At 51.1% G+C, this 21,554-nt stretch carries 20 protein-coding genes and 6 tRNA genes; 11 read left to right on the top strand and 15 right to left on the bottom strand.

Features of this window, described 5'->3' with window-relative positions:
• Positions 1-15: 15 nt before the first annotated feature.
• Both AB1N33_RS13650 and AB1N33_RS13655 read left to right on the top strand, forming a co-directional pair.
• Complete coding sequence (locus AB1N33_RS13650; protein ID WP_411272121.1) at positions 16-729, top strand: arylesterase; 714 nt, start codon at positions 16-18, stop codon at positions 727-729.
• 29 nt (positions 730-758) lie between these two features.
• Positions 759-959: a hypothetical protein gene (locus tag AB1N33_RS13655; RefSeq protein WP_411272122.1), complete on the top strand. Its 201-nt coding sequence runs from the start codon at positions 759-761 to the stop codon at positions 957-959.
• 39 nt (positions 960-998) lie between these two features.
• On the opposite strand, the gene AB1N33_RS13660 is transcribed toward AB1N33_RS13655, so the two are convergent.
• The 9 genes from AB1N33_RS13660 to gltX form a co-directional block, all read right to left on the bottom strand.
• A complete protein-coding gene (locus AB1N33_RS13660) occupies positions 999-2,276 on the bottom strand; it encodes an amidohydrolase family protein (RefSeq protein ID WP_411272123.1) in 1,278 nt (425 codons plus the stop codon).
• On the bottom strand, positions 2,273-3,691 hold the full coding sequence (locus AB1N33_RS13665) for an amidohydrolase (RefSeq protein ID WP_411272124.1): 1,419 nt from the start codon (positions 3,689-3,691) through the stop codon (positions 2,273-2,275). Before AB1N33_RS13665 ends, AB1N33_RS13660 begins: the two co-directional genes overlap by 4 nt.
• Positions 3,692-3,819: 128 nt before the next feature.
• A complete protein-coding gene (locus AB1N33_RS13670) occupies positions 3,820-4,770 on the bottom strand; it encodes a tRNA-dihydrouridine synthase (protein WP_411272125.1) in 951 nt (316 codons plus the stop codon).
• A gap of 98 nt (positions 4,771-4,868) precedes the next feature.
• Positions 4,869-5,045: a hypothetical protein gene (locus AB1N33_RS13675; RefSeq protein ID WP_411272126.1), complete on the bottom strand. Its 177-nt coding sequence runs from the start codon at positions 5,043-5,045 to the stop codon at positions 4,869-4,871.
• A 76-nt stretch (positions 5,046-5,121) separates the two neighbouring features.
• Positions 5,122-6,033, bottom strand: coding sequence for a M14 family metallopeptidase (locus AB1N33_RS13680; protein ID WP_411272127.1), 912 nt, complete (start codon positions 6,031-6,033; stop codon positions 5,122-5,124).
• A 281-nt stretch (positions 6,034-6,314) separates the two neighbouring features.
• Positions 6,315-6,390 (bottom strand) — tRNA-Glu (locus AB1N33_RS13685).
• Positions 6,391-6,518: 128 nt separating this feature from the next.
• Positions 6,519-6,594 (bottom strand) — tRNA-Glu (locus AB1N33_RS13690).
• 104 nt (positions 6,595-6,698) lie between these two features.
• Positions 6,699-6,774: transfer RNA gene (locus tag AB1N33_RS13695), tRNA-Ala, on the bottom strand.
• 79 nt (positions 6,775-6,853) lie between these two features.
• Complete coding sequence (gltX, locus tag AB1N33_RS13700; protein ID WP_411272128.1) at positions 6,854-8,263, bottom strand: glutamate--tRNA ligase; 1,410 nt, start codon at positions 8,261-8,263, stop codon at positions 6,854-6,856.
• Between the two features lie 219 nt (positions 8,264-8,482).
• Here gltX and AB1N33_RS13705 point away from each other — a divergent pair.
• From AB1N33_RS13705 to AB1N33_RS13720, 4 genes are all read left to right on the top strand, one after another.
• Positions 8,483-8,558: transfer RNA gene (locus AB1N33_RS13705), tRNA-Val, on the top strand.
• A gap of 47 nt (positions 8,559-8,605) precedes the next feature.
• Positions 8,606-8,681 (top strand) — tRNA-Val (locus tag AB1N33_RS13710).
• A 244-nt stretch (positions 8,682-8,925) separates the two neighbouring features.
• Positions 8,926-9,001, top strand: a tRNA-Val gene (locus tag AB1N33_RS13715).
• A 140-nt stretch (positions 9,002-9,141) separates the two neighbouring features.
• Positions 9,142-10,770, top strand: coding sequence for a response regulator (locus AB1N33_RS13720; protein WP_411272129.1), 1,629 nt, complete (start codon positions 9,142-9,144; stop codon positions 10,768-10,770).
• 11 nt (positions 10,771-10,781) lie between these two features.
• Here the strand turns inward: AB1N33_RS13720 and AB1N33_RS13725 are convergent, their stop codons facing one another.
• Both AB1N33_RS13725 and moaA read right to left on the bottom strand, forming a co-directional pair.
• Positions 10,782-11,330, bottom strand: a complete 549-nt coding sequence (locus AB1N33_RS13725) for a GNAT family N-acetyltransferase (RefSeq protein ID WP_411272130.1) — start codon at positions 11,328-11,330, stop codon at positions 10,782-10,784.
• 11 nt (positions 11,331-11,341) lie between these two features.
• Positions 11,342-12,310 (bottom strand): GTP 3',8-cyclase MoaA, encoded by a 969-nt coding sequence (gene moaA / locus AB1N33_RS13730; protein WP_411272131.1) that lies wholly within the window; start codon positions 12,308-12,310, stop codon positions 11,342-11,344.
• Between the two features lie 182 nt (positions 12,311-12,492).
• Between moaA and AB1N33_RS13735 the strand changes: the two genes are divergently transcribed.
• Genes AB1N33_RS13735 through AB1N33_RS13745 form a run of 3 tightly spaced genes read left to right on the top strand, consistent with a single transcriptional unit; the run spans position 12,493 to position 14,822 of the window.
• Positions 12,493-14,280: an ABCB family ABC transporter ATP-binding protein/permease gene (locus AB1N33_RS13735; protein ID WP_411272132.1), complete on the top strand. Its 1,788-nt coding sequence runs from the start codon at positions 12,493-12,495 to the stop codon at positions 14,278-14,280.
• On the top strand, positions 14,277-14,492 hold the full coding sequence (locus tag AB1N33_RS13740; RefSeq protein WP_411272133.1) for a DUF3820 family protein: 216 nt from the start codon (positions 14,277-14,279) through the stop codon (positions 14,490-14,492). The genes AB1N33_RS13735 and AB1N33_RS13740 overlap by 4 nt, the downstream gene beginning before the upstream one ends.
• 6 nt (positions 14,493-14,498) lie before the next feature.
• Positions 14,499-14,822, top strand: coding sequence for a hypothetical protein (locus AB1N33_RS13745; RefSeq protein ID WP_411272134.1), 324 nt, complete (start codon positions 14,499-14,501; stop codon positions 14,820-14,822).
• An 18-nt stretch (positions 14,823-14,840) separates the two neighbouring features.
• Here the strand turns inward: AB1N33_RS13745 and AB1N33_RS13750 are convergent, their stop codons facing one another.
• Genes AB1N33_RS13750 through AB1N33_RS13765 form a run of 4 tightly spaced genes read right to left on the bottom strand, consistent with a single transcriptional unit; the run spans position 14,841 to position 18,437 of the window.
• Positions 14,841-16,181: a class II 3-deoxy-7-phosphoheptulonate synthase gene (locus AB1N33_RS13750; RefSeq protein ID WP_411272135.1), complete on the bottom strand. Its 1,341-nt coding sequence runs from the start codon at positions 16,179-16,181 to the stop codon at positions 14,841-14,843.
• A gap of 51 nt (positions 16,182-16,232) precedes the next feature.
• On the bottom strand, positions 16,233-16,997 hold the full coding sequence (locus AB1N33_RS13755) for an ATP-binding cassette domain-containing protein (protein ID WP_411272136.1): 765 nt from the start codon (positions 16,995-16,997) through the stop codon (positions 16,233-16,235).
• The gene (locus AB1N33_RS13760) at positions 16,994-17,950 is read right to left on the bottom strand and encodes a FecCD family ABC transporter permease (protein ID WP_411272137.1); all 957 of its coding nucleotides are present in this window, start codon (positions 17,948-17,950) and stop codon (positions 16,994-16,996) included. The genes AB1N33_RS13755 and AB1N33_RS13760 overlap by 4 nt, the downstream gene beginning before the upstream one ends.
• Positions 17,951-17,957: 7 nt before the next feature.
• Complete coding sequence (locus AB1N33_RS13765; protein ID WP_411272138.1) at positions 17,958-18,437, bottom strand: low molecular weight protein-tyrosine-phosphatase; 480 nt, start codon at positions 18,435-18,437, stop codon at positions 17,958-17,960.
• Between the two features lie 452 nt (positions 18,438-18,889).
• On the opposite strand from AB1N33_RS13765, the gene AB1N33_RS13770 reads away from it, so the two are divergent.
• The gene (locus AB1N33_RS13770) at positions 18,890-20,260 is read left to right on the top strand and encodes a GGDEF domain-containing protein (protein ID WP_411272139.1); all 1,371 of its coding nucleotides are present in this window, start codon (positions 18,890-18,892) and stop codon (positions 20,258-20,260) included.
• Between the two features lie 85 nt (positions 20,261-20,345).
• The gene (locus AB1N33_RS13775; protein WP_411272140.1) at positions 20,346-21,272 is read left to right on the top strand and encodes a diguanylate cyclase; all 927 of its coding nucleotides are present in this window, start codon (positions 20,346-20,348) and stop codon (positions 21,270-21,272) included.
• Positions 21,273-21,554: the final 282 nt, after the last annotated feature.

The following is a 21,554-nucleotide window of genomic DNA, read 5'->3' on the forward strand; positions in this document are numbered from 1 at the left end:
GGAGTCGTTACTGTCGTGTTTCATTTTCTGCGTGGCAGGTGGTTGATTGCCCTGTGTTATACCTTACTTTTATTCCCGTTACAGAGCTATTCAGATCAGGCTCAGGCAACGTCTTCTTCCAAAGTCACCCTGTTGGTACTGGGTGACAGCCTGAGCGCAGCCTACGGACTAAAAGCCAGTGAGGGATGGGTCAGTCTGTTACATTCACGCTGGCAGGACGAGCAGCTTCCGATTGACGTCATAAATGCTGCGATAAGTGGTGAAACCACCGACGGCGGACTGGCGAGGCTGCCGCGCTTACTTGAACAACATCAGCCAACGCACGTGCTGATTGAATTAGGCGGGAATGACGGGCTTCAGGGTCACCCGGTCAGTAAACTGCAGAACAATCTTAAGGCCATGATTGACCTGGTGCGTGACAGCGGCGCAACGCCCCTGCTGCAGGACATGGCAATTCCAACCAACTATGGCAGGCGCTATACCGAGATGTTCACCGGCAGTTATGAAAAAGTAGCCAGTGAAACGGACGTCACATTAGTGCCCTTTTTTATGCAGGATATTGCCCTGGAGCCTGCTCTTATGCAGCGCGACGGCATACACCCCAATGCCCAGGCACAACCCCGCATTGTTGCATTTATGTATGACCAGTTAACCCCGTTGCTGTTGCCGTCACAGGCAGCACTGGGCGAATCTGACATTGCAATTTCGTATAATTTTTATACACTGTAACCACACCTTAACGAATGTAAGGAGGGCAAATGGACGTATCATCAGCAACGTCGTCACCGGTGTCTTCAGCAATTGAACCCGCACCAGCACAGCAAAGTGCGCAGTTGTCGTCACCCGAAAGCCGGTATCCCTCTGGCAGTAATGTCACGGCAGATACCTCGGTGCAGTCGGCACCACCAGCACCGGATCCCAACGCCAGGGTCGGTGGCACCGTAGACACCTACGCATAAAAAAAGCAGAGCAAACGCTCTGCTTTTTTTGTTCAGGCGTTACGGCCTGACATATTGCGACGGCTCATCAAACGCTGCTTTCTCAAGCGTCAGATAACGGTCTCTGAGTCGCGTCTGACGCGATTCCATTTCTACCGGCTCACCGTTGATAAACACCTGTTCAGCCACTTCCGTTACTTCCAGCGGATCACCACTCCAGATAACCACGTCACCGCGGTAGCCCGGAGCAAGACGGCCAACCTGCGTGTCGAGCCCCATGATGTCGGCTGGCACGCTGGTCAGCGCGGCAATACCGGCCTCATGAGGAAGACCAAAGGCTACAGCGTTGCCGGCATGCTGGGTCGCCAGGCGGATATTGTGGGTATCCATACCAATCGCAACTTTAACGCCAGCGGCATGCAGGCGGGCTGCATTGGCCAGGGTGGCACCGAGCTGATCAAAGTTGCCCGGCAGGTTGTATTCGGGGTCAATGATGACCGGAATATCGTTAGCGGCCAGCTCGTCTGCTACGCGCCACGCTTCCACACCATGCACCAGCACCACCCCAATCGCCGGATGGCGTTGTTTAAAGGCAATAACCTGACGAATATCAGCGGCCCTGTCGGCAGTCATCAGCAGCGGCATATCACCACGCAGCACCTTTTTCAGGGCCTGAGTGTCGGCCACGGTATTCAGGCCGTGCCACGGTGTTGTCGGACTGACCGAACTGCTGGCGTTAGCGGCCTCGTCCAGTACTTTTTCCAGCGTCACCCATAATGCGGCACGGGAACCGCCGGTATGCTCACTGCCATCGGCACTGACATTCACCGACATAAACGCACGGGGCTTGAGCACCGGCGCATCACCATCAAGGCTGATTACCGCACCCTGACCGTTGAACAGGAAGTCCGAACGGGTAATCGTGGTGGCTGCTGACGTCATCCCTTCCAGTCGCGTGATCCCCATCAGACTGGAGTCCGGGTTGACCGCATAGCTGACATCCAGTGCAGCGCCGGTTTGTGTGATTGGCGTTGCTTTCACTGAGGCGTCAACCACGCCCGCAGACAACGATACCTCAACCAGACCCAGCGAGGTATACGCGCCGACCAGGCCTGGCGTAACGATTTTGCCAGTGGCATCAATCTGCTCGTAACCAGCCGGCACAGTGTCACCGGTCACAACACCTTCAATTTTGCCGTCTTTGATCAGCACCGTCGCGTTATCCAGCGTGCCGGCATCAGACAGGGTAATGACCTTGCCACCGGTAATAGCGAAATTGTCCGCCAGTGCAGTTGCTGAGAACAGCCCTGCCAGCGTTATTGCGAGTAAGGTTTTCATTTTACGTCTCCTTCTCCAACCTGTCCGATTTCAAAGTCACTGACAGGCCATGTTGACGGGTCATTGAGGTCATAGGCCAGACCTCCGTCAATATAGACCTTTTCGGCTTTGGTGTAGGTTGAGAACGGGTTGCCATTCCACAACACCAGATCGGCATTTTTACCTTTTTCCAGCGAACCGGTTTTATCAAAAATACCCAGTGACTTCGCCGGATTCGCTGACAGCCAGATCCAGGCCTCTTCCATAGGAATGTCAATTCCCGCACGTTTACCGTCAGACCAGGCTTTTGCCGCTTCCTGATTCAGGCGCTGGATCCCCAGGTCACTGTCAGAGTGCACAATGGCGCAGGCTCCCGCCGCATGGACGGCAGGAATGTTTTCACGGATCCCGTCGTAGGCTTCCATTTTAAAGCCCCACCAGTCGGCCCACATGGCTGAACAAACATTATTTTCTTTCAGCTTGTCAGTGATTTTGTAAGACTCAACGGCATGATGGAACGTACCAATCTGGTAGTTAAACTCTTTCATCACATCCATCATTACCGTCATTTCATCCGCGCGGTAGCAGTGCATGTGAATGCGAATATCGCCTTTCAGGACACCGGCCAGCGTTTCCATTCGCAGATCACGCTTAGGTGGCTTCGGATTTTTACCCGCCTTGTAATCGGCTTCATAGCGTTCCCACTGACGGATATAATCCTGAGCGTCAGACCACGCCTGACGGTAACCGGCGACGTTCCCCATGTTGGTTGACGGACCGCCTTTGCCACCGTAAACCCGCTTCGGGTTTTCACCACAGGCCATTTTCAGACCGTAAGGCGCATCAGGAAATTTCATGGCCTGCATGGTGCGATCGGGCACGTTTTTCAGCACCACTGAGCGACCGCCGAACAGATTGGCAGAACCCGGCAGAATTTGCAGTGTTGTCACACCGCCGGCCAGGGCACGGCCAAAGCCCGGATCCTGAGGCCAGACAGAGTGCTCTGCCCAGACTTCAGCGGTAACCGGCTTGGTGGCTTCATTGCCGTCTGAGTGTGAACGGGTTGAAGGTGAAGGATACACGCCTAAGTGGCTGTGATTATCAATGATACCCGGTGTGACCCATTTGCCTTCACCGTCGATTACGATGACATCATCGCCCACCGACAGGTTCTCGCCGACATCAACCACTTTGCCGTCCGCAAAATAAATCATGCCGTTTTCGATGCGGTTTCCAACGCCATCAAGAATGGTCACATTGGTGATCAGCGTTGGCTGCCCGTCGATAGGTGTGTAAGTACTGGGATATGGGTTTGGATCGATACTGACTTTTGCCGACTGCTCTGCTTTTTTGTCATCTGCACCACACCCGGTCAGGGCCAGTGCACACAACAAACCAGATAACAGCAACGGCAATCGTGTGCTGAACGTTTTCATGGTTTCCCCGTTTAATAATGATTATTGTTATTGCGTATATTAGTTGCTACGCGGGACCGTAGAGTGCTAACTCTGGTTCCAGTATGTAACAAACTACAAATGTAAACGAGGAACAATCCCCTTTGGGATCAACCTGCCTGCCTTTGCGAGGAATGACGATACAGCACATCGACTATCTGCGCTGAGTCATTAAGACGGCGAATATCGTTAAACAGCACATCCGCCTCGGTGTACTGACGTTTCAGGTAGCCGCACCACTGTTTAATCCGGTTGGGAAAATACCGTCCTTTGTCACCGGTGATTTCATAGCCGCTGTAACGAATGAGCCAGTCGGCCACTTCTGCCCACGGCATAGGCGCATGCCCTGCACAGATGGTTTGTGCCAGATTGGGCATGGCCAGAGCGCCACGGCCTATCATTAAATCGTCACAGCCTGACTCCTCGCGACACCGCTGTGCGTCGGCGGCGGACCAAATTTCACCATTTGAAATCACGGGCAGGCTGGTATGCTCACGAATGCGGGCTATCCAGTCCCAGTAGGCCGGAGGCCGGTAACCATCCCGCTTGGTTCTGGCGTGCACCACCAGTTCAGAGGCACCAGCAGCTTCAATCGCCTGGGCATTTTCAATCGCCAGGCTGGGATCATCATAGCCAAGCCGGATTTTTGCGCTGACCGGCTGAGTGGCATCAACCGCATCACGTACCGCAGAAACAATGGCATACAGGGTGTCTGGCTCTTTCAGCAACACCGCGCCACCTTTGCTTTTATTGACGGTTTTCGCCGGACAGCCAAAGTTCAGATCAATGCCGGGCGATCCCAGCTCAACAGCCAGATTGGCATTTTCAGCCAGCCATTGTGGGTGCTGTCCCAGCAACTGTACCCGGACCGGTACGCCCGAGTGGGTTTTGCCGCCCGTCATCAGCTCCGGACAAAGACGATAGAACGTGCGCTTGGGTAAACGCTGATCGACCACCCTGACGAACTCGGTTACGCAGCGATCAAAGCCACCTATCCGGGTAAGCATATCCCGCATCAGACTGTCGACGACGCCCTCCATCGGGGCCAGCATGATTTTCATAAAACGTAAACTCGGCGTTGTACTGGGTGTGACGAAATTTCAGGCGCGCGAGTATACCAGTTTGCGACACATGCTGACATGCTTTCGCACACAGAATGTCAGGCACTGTCGGCGAATGGGGTACGGTCATCCTGCGGCATCTCTTTTAGCCACAAGCAGACATGTACACCTAATTCCACGTCAAGTTCCGCAATGAACTGCGTTTCGGAGGGACATTCTTTTTGTATGACATGCTGGCGCTTGCCGTCAAAAACCAGCGCCGAATAGACAGGCATTACCAGGCCTCCTTCTGATTAAGGAGGCCTGATAATACATTTAGACGTCTAAACGTTCAAGCGTCCAGATATCTATTTATCGTTCTGTCAGAATAAACTGCAGGCCACCCTCGATGGCCGCAACCTGTGCGTCATTACAAATGGCATCTGTTGCGTTCGGGCTGTCAGGGTACACTTCTGTTGTTGTGACATAGGTAGCGTCGGTCAGACCACCACACAAAAACAGGGCTTTTTTGTCGTAGCAAATCACGCCCTCTGAGACCACGTCAGCACCAATGATTTTGCCCTGCTCATCCGCCGGCGCGATATGGGTGACGGCTTTTACAGCGCGAATAACAGCCTGTTGAAAGTCCAGCTGCGGATTGCTTTCGTTGGCCACCAGATAAAAACCGTCGGGAATGCTCCAGACATCATGGGTGACACCGTCACGTGCCGCCAGCGCAGGACGGAACTCACTGTTATCGGTATCAGTGGTTTCATGCAGGTCGATATGCATAACAAAATCCAGCTTCAGACTGTGCACAAAGTCGAACAGTTGTGCAGACTCCGGCGCTGGTGAATCAGCATAAAATGAACGATTTGGATCGATGGCAAGCGGATCCCAACGGTTAATGGTTTCATAGCCCCAGGGACTTACGCACGGGACCACAATAATATTAAAGTCCGCCGCGTAATCACTCAGGCGCGTATGGATAAACTTCAGCGCGCCCTGCACACCGCTGGTTTCGTAGCCATGCACACCACCGGTTACCAGCACGTTGGGCAGCGCCGGATCAAACCGTTCCGGCATCACCGCATACAGCGGATAACGGTCCTGATCATAAGGCAATGCACCGTATTGCTGGCGCACAAAGCCTGACGGCAGGGTTGCCAGCTTATCCAGCACCTGTTCTTTATAACTGCGTTTAACCGACTGATTTGCCAGCCACTGCGCTTTTTCTTCATCGCCCCAGGGCTGACCTGGCGTACCAATAGGATAATGATCCAACTCACCTCTCCTTTTTCTTGTTCTGTGATAACGGCGCTATGCTATCACCCGGACCACAGCCACGAAAGGCTGCTTGTCGGCGCACGGCGCAACTGGCGGACTCTGTATAAAGATTAGTTGAGGATTGACGGATGTACGAGAGAGAACACCGGCCAGCGATGTGTTGCTACGGGGTTATCCGGCTGACGGAATATGTTGTTTAAGAAAAGCCTGTTTGTTTTAAATGTGAAGAAACTGAAGTCAGAAACGAAAAAACCAGCCGGATGGCTGGTTTTTTGATATGGCGTCCCCTAGGGGATTCGAACCCCTGTTACCGCCGTGAAAGGGCGGTGTCCTAGGCCTCTAGACGAAGGGGACAGAAATTTTTCGACGAAGCTTCGCTTCGTGAAATTTCTGAAACGCGTATGTTTACGACTGTTCAGAACTTCTGCCGGGAACTACGTTCCCAAGCCTATTTCACAGTTACGGACTGTGACACCGGAATATGGCGTCCCCTAGGGGATTCGAACCCCTGTTACCGCCGTGAAAGGGCGGTGTCCTAGGCCTCTAGACGAAGGGGACAAAATTTCTTATCATCGTCGCGCTGCGACGATAAAATTTTGTCAGGGAAATTTCACTGATGAACTTTCCCGGCCTGCTTCACGCTACTGCATGAAACTGAAATTTGGTGGAGCCAGGCGGGATCGAACCGCCGACCTCTTGCATGCCATGCAAGCGCTCTCCCAGCTGAGCTATGGCCCCGTCACTGCGTCAATTTGTGACTGTTCCGTGACAGCGGGGCGCATTTTAGGTACACCCCCCTGCCATGTCAACGCTTTTTTTATGAATTTTCTCTGTTTGCTATAAAAGTAATCGCATTGTCGATTCTCTCGCCAACTTTCTCTTTTGGTAGCAAATTCAGAGTGATATCTAACGAAGGCGAGTTACCACTTCCGGTTACTGCAACCCGAAGTGGCATACCGACTTTGCCCATTCCCACATCCAGGGATTCGGCCGTTTCGTTAATGGCCGCCTGGATCGTTTCCGGGTTCCAGTCGGTCAGTGCCATCAGCTTTTCACGCACAACCATGAGCGGTTCTTTTGCCACGGGACGCAGGTGCTTTTTCGCCGCTTTCTCGTCAAACGCGTCAAAATCCTGATAGAAATAGGTACTGATTTCAGCCAGCTCTTTCAGCGTTTTTACCCTGTCGGCCTGAATACTAATAACCGAAGCCAGTGACGGGCCGTTTTCCAGTGACACCCCAAGTTGTTCAAAATGCCATTTTGCGTGCTCTGCCACTTCGTCTGCCGGTAACGTTTTAATGTAGTGCTGGTTTAACCAGATAAGCTTCTCGGTATTGAATGCCGAGGCCGACAGGCCAATCGCATCCAGTGAGAACAGATTAATCATCTCTTCAACAGAGAAAATTTCCTGATCACCATGCGACCAGCCCAGACGAACCAGATAGTTCATCAACGCCTGCGGTAAGAAACCGTCATCGCGATACTGCATCACACTGACTGCACCGTGGCGTTTCGACAATTTTTTACCGTCGTCACCCAGGATCATGGACACATGGGCATATTCAGGCACTGGCGCACCCAGCGCTTTCAGAATATTAATCTGACGCGGCGTATTGTTGATATGGTCCTCACCACGAACCACGTGGGTAATACCCATATCCCAGTCGTCCACCACCACACAGAAGTTGTAGGTCGGCGTACCGTCAGAACGGGCAATGACCAGGTCGTCCAGTTCCGAGTTTTTAAATTCGATACGACCGCGGATATTGTCGTCAAACACGACACTGCCTTCCTGCGGATTTTTAAACCGGATTACAAATGGCTGACCTTCAGGGTGGTCGGTGCGGTCGCGCCATGTGCCGGGATAGCGGGGTTTCTCGCCCTTCGCTTTTTGCTCTTCGCGAATGCGATCCAGTTCTTCTGAAGGCATGAAACATTTATAGGCTTTGCCCTCATCCAGCAGCTTCTGAATAAGTTCGCGATAACGATCAAAACGCTGTGTCTGATAAATCGGGCCGGTATCCCAGGTCAGACCCAGCCACGTCATTCCATCCAGAATAGCCTGCTTGGCTTCTTCGGTTGAACGCTCAATATCCGTGTCCTCAATACGAAGTACGAACTGACCGCCGTTGCGCTTGGCCAGTAACCATGAATATAAAGCTGTTCTTGCACCACCTACATGAAGGTATCCGGTAGGGCTTGGGGCAAATCTGGTAATAACCGACATAATTCTCTCTTGTCTGAATCAGGCTAATAAATAAATGCGCGCATTCTACCAGCCATTACGAACAGGCAAAAGCGCCTATCGGCGACCTCAGCCGGAATTGTGGAACTTTGTTGTGGCTACTTTTCGGGCAAACGCACTTTTTCATGCGATTTTATTATTGACAGTGCCATCGTCGACTCTATAATACCGCCCCACTTGCCCATGAGGCAGATGACAATCGGACGCTTAGCTCAGTTGGGAGAGCACCGCCCTTACAAGGCGGGGGTCACTGGTTCAAGCCCAGTAGCGTCCACCACTCTTTTCAGCACGCAAAGAGACGCAGATTGTCAGACCAAACAAGCCGGACGCTTAGCTCAGTTGGGAGAGCACCGCCCTTACAAGGCGGGGGTCACTGGTTCAAGCCCAGTAGCGTCCACCACTCTTTTTGAGTATTGGCGGGGGTCACTGGTTCAACAACTTCGTTGCGAGCCACAGTAGCGTCCACCACTCTTTTTGAGTATTGGCGGGGGATACTGGTTCAACAACTTCGTTGCGAGCCACAGTAGCGTCCACCACTCTTTTTGAGTATTGGCGGGGGTCACTGGTTCAACACTTCGTAGCGACTACTTCGTAGCGAACCACAGTAACATCCACCACTCCACTCAGGCTTGTTGCAAAAATATGGACGCTTAGCTCAGTTGGGAGAGCACCGCCCTTACAAGGCGGGGGTCACTGGTTCAAGCCCAGTAGCGTCCACCACTTCCACAGTGTTTATTTCCTTTGACCTGTCATTGCATAAAAAGTAATCTTTTTACTTTCGACGCCGATAATATCCATTACTGGCAAAGTACTACTACTATCGACTACGCTTAAAGGTGTAGTTGAAGTTGGGACGAGCAATGAATATTAAGCTTGCAAGGCAGATGCGGGTACTGATTGTGGACGATCAGGTGCTCGCCAAAGGTTATCTGAAGTATTCCCTGGAAGAACTTGGGTTTCAGGATATCGAGTATGTCGATAAAGCCAACCTTGCTATTTCCGCTATGCGTCGGCAAAAGTACGACTTAATCATCTGCGCCTACGACCTCAAGCAGGAACAGGAAGGTTACTTCTTCTACGACCAGATCCGTTCGCAACATATTTTGCCCGTCAGCACTGCATTCGTTTTTATCAGCGCCGATACGACAGCGGATATTGTCCACGCCATTGTCGAGCTTCAGCCTGACGAGTTTCTTGCCAAGCCGTTTACCGTTCGCGAACTCGATAAGCGGTTGTCGCGGGTATTGCATCGTAAACGGGCTCTTGCTCCGGTTTATGAGCACATGGAGCGCCACCAGCCAGACCTTGCACTCAATGCACTGGATGCGTTTCTTACCGAACCGGCGAACGCCGAACTGTTTCCGTTGGCGCTAAAAACCAAAGGCGAGTTACTGCTGTCAAATCGCTACGTCAGTCAGGCAAAAGAATTCTATGAAGCCATCATTAACGTTCAGAATTTTACCTGGGCCCAGTTAGGGCTGGTGAAATGCTATATCCAGTTAAATGAAGATGAAGAAGCCGAAAAGCTGATACTGCAGCTGGCCCTGAAACCGGACTCAATGCTGGCGGCCTACGATTTGTTAAGTGCCCTGCAGATTAAACACCAGGAATTCGATGACGCACTGGAATGTGTGATTACCGCCAGCGAGCTGTCGCCACGCAACCTGCATCGCCATCGCAAGGCGTTCGACTTATCCCGCCTGACACATGATTACGAGGCGCAGTTCGAAACCGCCAAGAAAATTGTGAAGTATGCCAAGAACTCCATTCACGATAAGCCGGAAAATTATCTGAATGTGGCAAGAGCCGGGGTCGACTTCGCCATGACCGCGGATGAAACACAAACCAACAAGCTGATAAAACAAACCAACGACTACCTTCGTCAGATGAAGTCCTCTTTCCCGAAAGCGGATGTCGACGAGCAGATGAAAGTCATTGATGCGCGCATCCTTTACCTCAAGGATGAAACTGACAATGCACGCGAACTGTTGTCACAGTTGAGTGATGAGACCTGGGAAACGGAAAGTGCCGAAGCGCTGCTTGATAAAGCCAAAGCGTTTCATGAGGTAGGTTTGCGTGATCACTCACTGAAAATTCTCGATTTACTGGAGAAACGCTGCTCTACAGAGACCGCACCGGGTGACCTGTTTGCCCATTACGTGCGCCAGCAAAAGTCTGAGAAAACCGAGATCATGCTGAGTCCCAAAGCGCTCAACAACTCAGCGGTGTACGAATACAATCATGGTGATATGAGTAAATCACTGAAAACGTTCCGTCAGGCATTTCGTGTTATGCCCAAAAATCCGGCTATTGCGCTTAATCTCTTACAGGCAACCGCAATCCGCTGGCGCGACGAACGTCAGGATGACAATACCATTCAGCCGACGATTCACCGCTGTATGCAGACCATTGAGTCATCCCGTCTGACAGATGAGCAGGAACGTCGTTATCAGCGTGTCAAAAGCGTACTGAAAGATCTTTCTGTGTAACACCTGCGCGGTTAGCGCGAGAAATGATGCAGGACCTGCTCGTACACTACGACATCGCCATCGTAAAGCTCATCGGTGTAACGCTCTGTCCCTTTGTACTGCATGCCAAGCTTTTCCATGACACGCACAGAGCGGGTATTCTTCGGGTCGGCGATGGCAGAAAATTTTTGCACGCCCAGTTCAATCAGCGCATCCTGCACCTGCTTTACGGCTTCTACGGCATATCCATTGCCCCAGTAGGCGCGCATAAACCGCCAGCCCAGCTCGATATTATCCGGATCGGGTGACGCGCTGAAAAAGCCAAACGGCCGTACCAGTATCCACCCCATTTTTTCCCCGGTGTCTTTTAGATCAACACGCCACAGTCCCCATCCCAGTGAGGGATTACTGAACGCTTTCAGTCGCGGCAGAAATACCGACTCAACGTCTTCCCGGGTGGTTTTCTTTCCGCCGTTGATGTACTGCATCACCGCTTCGTCCTGCCCGAGTTCCCACAAAAACTCTGCGTCAGACTCGTCGATAAAATGAAACTGTAAACGGTCTGTGTCGTCTATCTGCACACTTCCTTCTCCTATCCTCCCAGCATCGCAAGATGTCGGGTCGCGCCGGTTTTTCCTTCATGCAGGGAATGGGTTTCCTGCTTTTTTCCCAGTAATTCCGTCAGTTGCGTCATGACAGCATCAACATCGCCATTGGCCAGATGTGGACGCAACGAAATACCTTCTTCGCTGAACAGACACAAATGCAGCTTTCCGTTTGCGGCTACCCGCAGCCGGTTACATCCCTGACAGAAGTCTCTGGCGTACGGCAAAATTACGCCAATTCTTCCCACGTAGTCAGGGTGTGCATATTCCAGTGCAGGCCCTGCATCACGGCGTCGCTGAACCTGCTGCCACCCCTGCTGTTCAAGCCATTGTTTAAGCGGCTCTCCCGATAACCTGTTCTTATTAAAGAATAACGTGTGATCGCCAGTTTGCATTAATTCTATGAAACGTAATGTGATCGGGGTGTTTTTCAACCAGTGTAAAAACGGTTTAAGCTGCGATACTGAAAACCCGGCCATCAGTACCGTGTTTACCTTTACCGTCAGACCGCAGTCCAGCGCTGCGTCGAGCCCGCGCAATACCGCTGACAGACAATCTTTGCCAGTGATGGCGTGAAACTGTCTGGGGTCAAGGCTGTCGATACTCACATTCACCTGATCAAGTCCGGCCTGTTGCCACTGCCGCGCATATTTTTCAAGACGTGCGCCGTGGGTAGTTATCGCCAGCTGTTCTATACCCGCCGTATGATGAATGCGTGACAGAATCTCCGGCAGGTCACGGCGCAGCGACGGTTCGCCTCCCGTTACCCTGACTTTGGTGGTGCCAAGTGCCGCAAACGCACTGACCAGTGTCTCTATTTCTGCCAGCGACAAAAATGCCGTCTCGGGCTTTCCCTGATAGCCGTCAGGCAGACAATACTGACAACGAAAGTTGCACACCTCGGTGACCGACAGCCTCAAATAGCGAAATGTTCTGCCCATATTGTCTGTTAACACACGGCTTTCCACTGTTTCTCCCAACTATTACCCTGCCACAGTCTGCGCTGAGGAGGAAGGCGTTCTGTCTGACAGACAAGCATTTGCCCGTAACCGCTCACCCACATAGAATACCTTCTTTACGCCAAACACACACAGACCGATTAGGTCTGATTTTTCTTACATTTTAGTAATGGCTTTGTATGCGCAAATCCCGTTTTCCGGTTGATACGTCGGCGCCTGTCCGCTGGCAGGTACTGGGCGAGCTCTGGCCCTATCTTCTTGAGTTCAGACATCGTGTCGTGCTGGCACTGGTATGCCTGATAGCGGCTAAGCTGGCCAGTATCGGCCTGCCTTACGTGCTGAAGTACACCGTAGATGCCCTGAATACAGATAACGCAGCAGCTGTCGCATTGTCAGTGCCGCTGGCACTGATAGTAGCTTACGGCGTGCTGCGACTGCTCAACGTCATACTGGGTGAGGTCAGAGATACCCTGTTTGGCCGCGTGACCGAGCGCGCCATGCGACGTCTCGGCTTAACCGTGTTCAGACATCTGCACCAGCTTGACCTGTCATTCCACGTCAATCGGCAAACCGGCGGATTGTCGCGTGATATCGAGCGCGGCACATCCGGCATCAGCTTTCTGATGCGTTTTATGGTGTTCAACATTGTTCCTACGCTGCTGGAAATTCTGCTGGTGACCGGGCTGCTGTTAACCCAATATGGTCCGTCGTTCGCGCTCATCATTTTTTCTTCGGTGGTGTGTTATGTCGCATTTTCCATGAAGGCCACCGACTGGCGAACGCGCTTTGTGTCGCGGATGAACGAAGCCGACAGTACCACCAATACCCGTGCGGTCGACAGTCTGCTGAACTTTGAGACCGTCAAATACTTTAATAACGAAACGTTTGAGGCCAACCGCTACGATGTCGCACTGGCCGACTGGGAAGAGGCGCGCCGGCAAAACAGGCTGTCACTGTTTGCCTTAAACGGTGGACAGGCCCTGATCATTGCGACGGCAATGACCGCCATGATGGCGAATGCAGCCATGGGCGTCGCCGACGGCAGCATGACCATTGGTGATTTTGTCCTGATTAATGCCTTTACGATGCAGATTTTCATGCCGCTGAATTTTCTGGGCTTCGTCTATCGGGAGATACGTGGCGCGCTGGCAAACATCGACAACCTGTTTTCACTGCTCGACAAAAAGCCTGCAATAACCGATGCACCGGATGCTACAACACTAAAGGTGTCTGACGGACGCATCACATTTGATCGTGTCAGCTTCTCCTACACGCCCGAACGCCCCATTCTGAAAGAAGTTTCATTTTGTGTGGAGCCTGGCGAAAAAGTCGCGATAGTTGGCGAAAGCGGTGCCGGCAAGTCAACGTTAGTCAAACTGCTGTTTCGTTTTTATGACGTCACCGGCGGCGAAATTCGTATTGATGAGCAGCCCATACACGCCGTAACGCAGCAATCTCTGCGTGAACACATTGGCATTGTGCCGCAGGACACCGTGCTGTTTAACGATACGCTGTACGAAAACATCCGTTATGGCCGGCCTGACGCAACAGACGAGGAGATCCGTCAGGTTGTCCGTCAGGCGCACCTTGACCACTTTGTGGCGTCGTTACCTGAAGGACTGGAGAGCCGGGTCGGCGAGCGCGGGCTGAAACTCTCAGGCGGCGAAAAGCAGCGTGTTGCTATTGCCCGGGCACTGCTCAAAAATACCCCGCTGATGATCTTTGACGAAGCCACCTCGTCCCTTGACAGTCATGCTGAGCAACACATTCTGGGCGCGCTCAGACAGGCCGCAAAGAACCATACCAGCCTGGTCATTGCGCACCGCTTGTCTACCATCGTCGACGCCGATCGCATTATTGTGCTGCAACATGGTCAGGTGGCAGAATCCGGCACACACAATGAACTGCTTCAGCGTAACGGTCTGTACGCGGCCCTGTGGCAGTCACAACAACAGGACAAAGCATGAATCCCGACGTCGTAAAAAAAGCGGTCAACACCGTGATGCCATTCGGTAAATACGCCGGGCGCAAGCTGATCCACCTGCCTGAGCCCTATCTGGTTTGGTTCCATGCCAACGGGTTTCCGGATAATCAGCTGGGCCAGCAACTGGCACTGATCTATGAGATAAAACTGAACGGACTGGAATCGGTGGTCAGCCCACTGATTACCGACCACTGAATCACCATGAATGTAAGCCGACGTAAACAACAGACACGCGCTGCGATGGACGCACGTATTCTGAAACTGCACGAGATTATGGCCGATAAAGTGCTTAATGATCCGACCCTGCTTGAGCAGGTCAGCACCACCCTCACCCAGCGCTATGAAGGCGGACTGATGCGCTATGGTAGTTACCTGTTGTGGCAGGGGATCCTTGATGCGGCGGGTGAACCGGCTGCGTTTAAGGCGCTGCTGCTGGCAAACGACACCCGCACCGCCAGCCTCAGACGGGAAACCATCTTTACCGGCATTCTGAGCGAGGAAGAACGGGCGCAGATCCTGGCCTGACGCCCGCGTCTTACGTGGTTAGTTTCTGAGGTGATCTGCCACCAGAAACGCCATTTCCAGTACCTGGTCCGCATTCAGACGCGGATCGCACTGTGTTTTATATGCCTGTGCCAGATCCTCATCACTGATTTTGTAGGCACCACCGGTACATTCGGTCACATGTTGGCCGGTCATTTCCAGATGGATACCGCCCGCGTGCGTGCCCTCGGCTTCATGCGCTGCGAAGAACTGCTTGATTTCACGTAAGATCGCATCAAAATTCCGGGTTTTATACCCGTTAGATGCGCTGAATGTATTGCCATGCATCGGATCGGAACTCCACACCACATGCCGGCCTTCCGCTTTTACCCGACGCAACAGCCGCGGCAGGTTGTCTGCCAGATTGTCCGCCCCCATACGTGTGATGAGCGTCAGACGTCCCGGATCATTGTCCGGGTTCAGCGCGTCGATCAGGCGGATAAGTTCATCCTCCTGCATTGACGGTCCCACTTTCACACCCACCGGATTATGGATACCCCGGAAAAATTCAATATGTGCGTGGTCGAGCTGACGGGTGCGTTCACCAATCCACACCATGTGTGCCGAACAGTCATACGGCTTTCCGGTCAGGGTATCGATACGGGTCAGCGCCTGCTCGTAGTTCAGCAGCAAGGCCTCGTGCGATGTAAACAGCGACGTTTCATGCAACGTGGCATTGTTGGACGAATTAATCCCCAGCACATCCATAAACTCCAGGGTGTCCTGAATACGACGTGCCATATCCTGATAACGGTCTTTAAGCGGATTGTTCTCAACGAAGGCCATGTTCCAGCGGTTCACCTGGTGCAGGTCAGCCAGACCGCCCTGGGCGAACGCCCGTAACAGGTTCAGGGTCGCTGCGCTACGATGATAGGCCTCCAGCAGCCGGTTAGGATCGGGGCGGCGGGCCGCTTCATTAAACTCAAAGCTGTTGACAATATCGCCGCGGTAACTCGGTAACGTTACGCCATCGCGGGTTTCTGTGTCAGACGAACGCGGTTTTGCGTACTGCCCCGCCATACGCGCCACTTTGGTCACCGGGCATCGACCGGCAAAGGTGAGAACAATTGCCATCTGAAGCAATACTTTAAAGGTGTCACGAATTTTCGGCGCGTTAAATTCATCAAACGATTCGGCGCAATCTCCGCCCTGCAATAAAAAGCCTTTACCCAGGCTGACCTGCCCCAGTTGTCTGCGAAGTTCACGGGCTTCTTCGGCAAATACCAGCGGCGGATATTTACTCAGTGTGTCCTCTACCTGTTTTACCTGCTTGGGGTCGTCATACACCGGTTGTTGAAGAATGGGCTTATTGCGCCAGCTGTCAGGCTGCCAGTTGTTCAAGAGGAGCTCCTTGTGAAGAAAGAAAACAGAGAAAGAAGAAACGACACCTTATCACATGTTGCCTTTACCGACAGGCTCGACAACATGAATTTCCCTCAAGTTCTGGTGGTGGGAGACCCGCATATCACAACCATAAATCAGCGACAGGTTCTCGCTGGTCAGCACCTCGTCCGGGCAACCGGAAAACCTGACCTCCCCGCCCTTCATCAGCCATACACTGTCACTGTAATTCGCACTGAGTGTCACGTCATGGGAGGTCAGTAACACCAGGTTGCCGGTTGCGGCCAGTTGTTTCAGTAACACCACCAGTGCATAGCGATGACGAATATCGAGGCTGGAAAAGGGCTCATCAAGACATACCAGTCCCTGCCCCTGTTCCAGCGCAGGCCAGATCTGCAGCAGCGTTCGGGCAATTTCAACCCGCTGACGCTCGCCGCCCGACAGGTGCGTCAGTGGTCGTTGCATCAGGTCTGCAATATCCAGACACGCCGCCACACTGTCTGGCATGACCGTGTCAGCCGGACAGTAAAAGCAAAGGTATTGCTGCACGGGTACAGCAAACGTATCGGCGTTTTGCTGCGCCATCACACTGCGTACCGCTGCCAGCCCGGACAGACCATAGTCATCAGGCGTTCGCTGATTTATCCATATTTCACCGGTATCTGCGGGAAGCACACCGGCAAGTAATAACAGCAGGGTCGACTTACCGGCCCCGTTCTCCCCAAGAATATGCACCAGTGCGCCACCATCCACACTAATCTCGGTGCGTTTCAGCCGATGACGACTACTGAGTTCCGAGGCGCGTAACTGCATCATAATCGCCATTGTCCGCGGTACAACGTGACAAGCAACAGCGGACCGCCGAGGGTAGCGGTCAGCATCGATACCGGCAGCGTAATACTGGCGCTGACTTCCGTGATGAGTACGACCAGCAGTAATACCAGTGCGCCGGTTAATGCTGATGCCGGCAGAATAAGGCGGTTATCAAAGCCCAGCCAGAGACGCAAAAGATGAGGCACCAGCAGACCCAAAAACGCAATCGCACCGGCCACAGCCACGGCGGCGCCAACACCGATGGCAGCAGCAACCAGCACCGTCATGGTCAGCCGCTGTGGATTGACGCCGGCCGAGGTTGCTGTCACATCGCCCCCATACAGCCAGTTCAGTTTACCGGCCTGACGCAATTGCACCGCGATGCTCGCAAGCATAAACGGTGCGCTGACAAACAAAATGGTCCAGTCTGCCTGGTAAAGATTGCCCATCAGCCAGAAGGTGAGGTTTCTCAGCGACTGCGCGTCACTGAACAGGTAAAGCCAGGCAATGATGGCCCCGGAAAGCGTGGAAATAGCTATCCCAGCCAGGATCACCGCGGTGGTCGCACCGCGCAGACGAGCCGCAATACGATAAATCGCAAAGGTGGAGACCAGCGCGCCGGTAAAACACCCCAGAGGCAACAGGTAATAGACCGGAAGCCGGCCTGCGACCCCCGGCACTAGCAGCAGCGTGGCGGCAACCAGACTGGCACCCGAGGTAATACCGATAATACCGGGGTCAGCGAGCGGATTTCTGAGTACCACCTGCAAACTGCCGGCACTGACACACAACACGGCCCCCACCAGCACGGCGGTCAGTATCAGCGGTGCGTGCAGATTCCAGAAAATATGCCAGTTTAGGGCACTGTTATCCGGCGCGAAGGTCATCGCGGTAATGGCCACCGCGCTGGCCAGACAGGCCAGAACCAGCACAGGTAACAACCAGCGATACGGCATGTGCAGACTACCGGCTGTTCTGAATATGAGAAATCAGCCCGTCTGAGGCATCTTCAATTAAATCAAGCACCAGGTCGAAGCCCCGTCGTCCGCCGTAGTACGGATCTGGCACCTCAGGTTCGTCGGTTTCACCGTAGGTCAGAAACAACTGAATTTTGTCATGGTGGGTTGGGCTGGCCATCTTTCTGAGATTCTCAAGGTTGCTCTCATCCATCGCCAGAATCAGGTCAAATTCATCAAAGTCATTGCTCTCAACCCGTCGACAGCGAAGTCCGGCAAAACTGTACCCTCTTTCTTCGCCAACCGCCTGGGAACGCTGATCAGGTGACTTGCCAATATGGTAACCATGCGTACCGGCAGAGTCGATACGCACATCCAAACCTGCTTCAGCAGCCTTATGACGGAACACGGCTTCTGCCGTGGGAGACCGGCAGATATTGCCAAGGCAGACAAATAAAACTGAGCTTACTCTTTTATAATCAGACATTTACATGAACTTTTTTCGCAAAAAACCTTGAAAAATAAAACACTACTTATCAATGGCTTACTTTTTATTTTGGGGAATATCTGGGAAATTTCGTCCCAAGCAAATTGAGAGACTAATCATGACATAAAACCAAGTTGCATACATCTCTATCTTGCTACTACCCGCATTTTTCATGAGTGGAGCATATGTATGACTGTGACCCTATTTGGAGAATAAAACGCAGGATCGAAAAATTCATTGGAATATCGATTAGTAAATCGAAAGCGGATGAGCAATATGATGGAAACCGACAATATCTACGGGAATTGGCGGTGAAAGCCTGATCGAAAAAATTGACCAGATAATACCCGCAACTCCATTGGCAGAGAGAATGAATTACGAAGCTACTTATTCTTCAACGCCTTTGTATCAATGAGCTAGTATGAATATATAGTTTTCATATATAGCTAACAATGATCATCGCTGAAGAAAGTGAATTACCCTGGCGTCTCGTAGGGCTTGTAAAGTCTTTGGTAAGGCCATTTGGTCTCTCAGCCATCCTATTTGGTATTTTCTCTTTGTTGGGCTATTGGGGTTCAATGGAAGTGTTATATCGTCCCATAGAGAATGGCTCCGCGACACACCCGCTCACTGCGTTAATTGTTACCTTGCTGGGATTTTCTTATTACATCAATTCAGACCATTTTGCTAAAGAATGGGTAGTAATAGGGCTGTCTCTGAGCGCTTTGGCAATTTCCATATTCAGACTTATTGATATTGCAAACGGCACTGAACTCGCAGACATTTTTACCCCATTCATGCGCTTTGTTGAGAGTGAACAGGCGCAGGGAATGGATAACAGGATGGGGGCAAATACAGCAATAATGCTGGCGGGAGTATCTACCGCCTCACTCGCAAAGTCATTTCAACGACCAATTTTATCGCAGCTTCTTGCATCTATTTCTTTTTCAATTCCACTTATCTCAATGCTGGGCTATGCCTATAGCATAGGTAATTTTTATGGTCATATGTCATTAATTACCGCTAATGCAGGGATAGCACTTTCGGTTGCAGCTCTTTTTTCAACCGCGTCGGAAGGACCTCTCAAAGCTGTTCTCAGTCCCTATATCGGAGGAAAAATAGCGCGATTCCAGGTTATAGCAGGCTACCTTGTTCCTATAATGATGGGTTATCTTTTAGTAAGGACGATCGTAACCGCCCAAGGGAGCTTATTTGGGTTATTTGTAATTGGCATTTGCTGGTTTATTCTGATTATGGTTGGGGCGTCAGCCATCATCATAGAAATTGTCGACAGCGAACGTCGCGACAAAGAACGCAAACTACGGCTTGCAGCGACCACCGATGAGCTTACAGGGTTACCAAACCGAAAAATGTTTTTTGACGCTTCTCAGCATGAATTTGCAAGAATTAATCGCCTGCACACTGAAGCATGGGTCTTGATGATAGACATAGACAATTTCAAGAACATAAACGATACCCAAGGTCATGCTATTGGCGACATGGTACTTCGCGCTGTAGGTAAGACGCTGACAAGTTCGCTACGAGAAGTCGATCTCGTTGGTCGTATTGGCGGAGAGGAGTTTGCAATTATGCTCCCGGATACCACAAAAGAGGGGGCTAAGCGAGTAGCTGAAAACATTCGAACTAAAACAGAAAAAATTCAGGTAAAAGGAAGGACAGACATGTCTGGTCCTGTAACCGTCTCCATTGGTGTCGCACTGGCAAAACCAGAAAGCAACGTAAAAACAACATTAGCCCAGGCTGATATGGCGTTGTATAACGCCAAACATGGCGGTAAAAATCAGGTTCACTTTTTGGATTAATGAAATGTTTTTAATGCAGTAATTGGGTTGGAGAAGTCTTTGATAAAATGCATACTTTGTTCACAAGCTACCATTTTGGGTTATTGTGAATAAATTTATTAAATCATTTCTCAATGAAAACAACTGGCAACCTCTTGTGTTGGTTGTCGACGACGATGCTATAAGCCTTGAAATAGTATCTGAAAACTTAAAACAATATTGTAACGTTATAAAATGCGAAAATTCAGAGAGCGCTTTGCTGACCGCGATATCACATCATCCTGATCTGATAATCTTAGATTATGAAATGCCCGGCTTGTCAGGCCCTGAGCTTTGTAAGCAAATAAAGTCTCATGATTCCCTTGAAGACGTTCCTGTGATTTTTATGACAGCAAATTCTGATGCCAAATCACAGATAACTTGCTGGGACTCGGGATGTGTTGATTTTATTATTAAACCATTTATTGCAAAGACGCTAGAAAAACGTATTCAAACACACTTAAAAATTAAACGTCTCACTGACGAACTTGCCAAGCTTGCCGTAACGGATGGTTTAACAAAAACATATAACCGTCGCTTTTTGAAAGGTTTTTTAGAAGAACAGAATAAACTTGCCGCACGTCACAATGATGATTTTACATTAGCCATAGTCGATATCGATTTTTTTAAAAATTATAATGATACGTATGGCCATTTGGCGGGCGACAACTGCCTGAGAAAAGTCGCCGACGTTATCAATAGCTGCATTCTCAGACAGTCTGATTTTGTTGCACGATACGGTGGGGAAGAATTTGTTATTGTCATGCCATCTACATCTCATGATGGGGCACTGAAAATCACGGAAACTATTCACCATAAGCTTGCAGAACAAAACATTCATCACGCCAGCTCACCATTCGGGAAAGTTACAGTCAGTATCGGCTGTGTGACTCAATCTGCCCCATCGATTCCGGGAAACTTATTAGAGGACGCAGACAAATTACTGTATCGGGCGAAAGAACTTGGTAGGGATCAAACCCAATTTGGAGAATAGAAACGTGTGAATTGGTATTTCACACATTTTGGAAGAAAAGCCACATAATGTGGCTAAGAAGGAGATGGTGTCGATTAATAATTAACCGCACAATCAGGTTACACCTTTTTTCCCCTCGTAAAATTAGTCTTTAGTCTACTTTTCAAACAAAAAGTGTCTACATGAAAATGGTTGCATCAAATTTGTGACCAAATGAGCAACCTAAGCTTAAATTTTATTAATCTGACTATTTTTTAGACTAAAGTATGAAAACTAACAAAGCCATACTCGACTATACATAAC

The organism is Alteromonas nitratireducens (assembly GCF_040812025.1).
Taxonomy (GTDB): Bacteria; Pseudomonadota; Gammaproteobacteria; order Enterobacterales; family Alteromonadaceae; genus Alteromonas; species Alteromonas nitratireducens.

Excerpts from the sequence above, each read along its gene's own strand:
- AB1N33_RS13655 (WP_411272122.1), top strand. The coding sequence starts at position 759 with ATGGACGTATCATCAGCAACGTCGTCACCGGTGTCTTCAGCAATTGAA.
- AB1N33_RS13660 (WP_411272123.1), bottom strand. The coding sequence starts at position 2,276 with ATGAAAACCTTACTCGCAATAACGCTGGCAGGGCTGTTCTCAGCAACT.
- AB1N33_RS13665 (WP_411272124.1), bottom strand. The coding sequence starts at position 3,691 with ATGAAAACGTTCAGCACACGATTGCCGTTGCTGTTATCTGGTTTGTTG.
- AB1N33_RS13670 (WP_411272125.1), bottom strand. The coding sequence starts at position 4,770 with ATGAAAATCATGCTGGCCCCGATGGAGGGCGTCGTCGACAGTCTGATG.
- AB1N33_RS13675 (WP_411272126.1), bottom strand. The coding sequence starts at position 5,045 with ATGCCTGTCTATTCGGCGCTGGTTTTTGACGGCAAGCGCCAGCATGTC.
- gltX (WP_411272128.1), bottom strand. The coding sequence starts at position 8,263 with ATGTCGGTTATTACCAGATTTGCCCCAAGCCCTACCGGATACCTTCAT.
- AB1N33_RS13720 (WP_411272129.1), top strand. The coding sequence starts at position 9,142 with ATGAATATTAAGCTTGCAAGGCAGATGCGGGTACTGATTGTGGACGAT.
- AB1N33_RS13735 (WP_411272132.1), top strand. The coding sequence starts at position 12,493 with ATGCGCAAATCCCGTTTTCCGGTTGATACGTCGGCGCCTGTCCGCTGG.
- AB1N33_RS13740 (WP_411272133.1), top strand. The coding sequence starts at position 14,277 with ATGAATCCCGACGTCGTAAAAAAAGCGGTCAACACCGTGATGCCATTC.
- AB1N33_RS13745 (WP_411272134.1), top strand. The coding sequence starts at position 14,499 with ATGAATGTAAGCCGACGTAAACAACAGACACGCGCTGCGATGGACGCA.
- AB1N33_RS13755 (WP_411272136.1), bottom strand. The coding sequence starts at position 16,997 with ATGATGCAGTTACGCGCCTCGGAACTCAGTAGTCGTCATCGGCTGAAA.
- AB1N33_RS13760 (WP_411272137.1), bottom strand. The coding sequence starts at position 17,950 with ATGCCGTATCGCTGGTTGTTACCTGTGCTGGTTCTGGCCTGTCTGGCC.
- AB1N33_RS13765 (WP_411272138.1), bottom strand. The coding sequence starts at position 18,437 with ATGTCTGATTATAAAAGAGTAAGCTCAGTTTTATTTGTCTGCCTTGGC.
- AB1N33_RS13770 (WP_411272139.1), top strand. The coding sequence starts at position 18,890 with ATGATCATCGCTGAAGAAAGTGAATTACCCTGGCGTCTCGTAGGGCTT.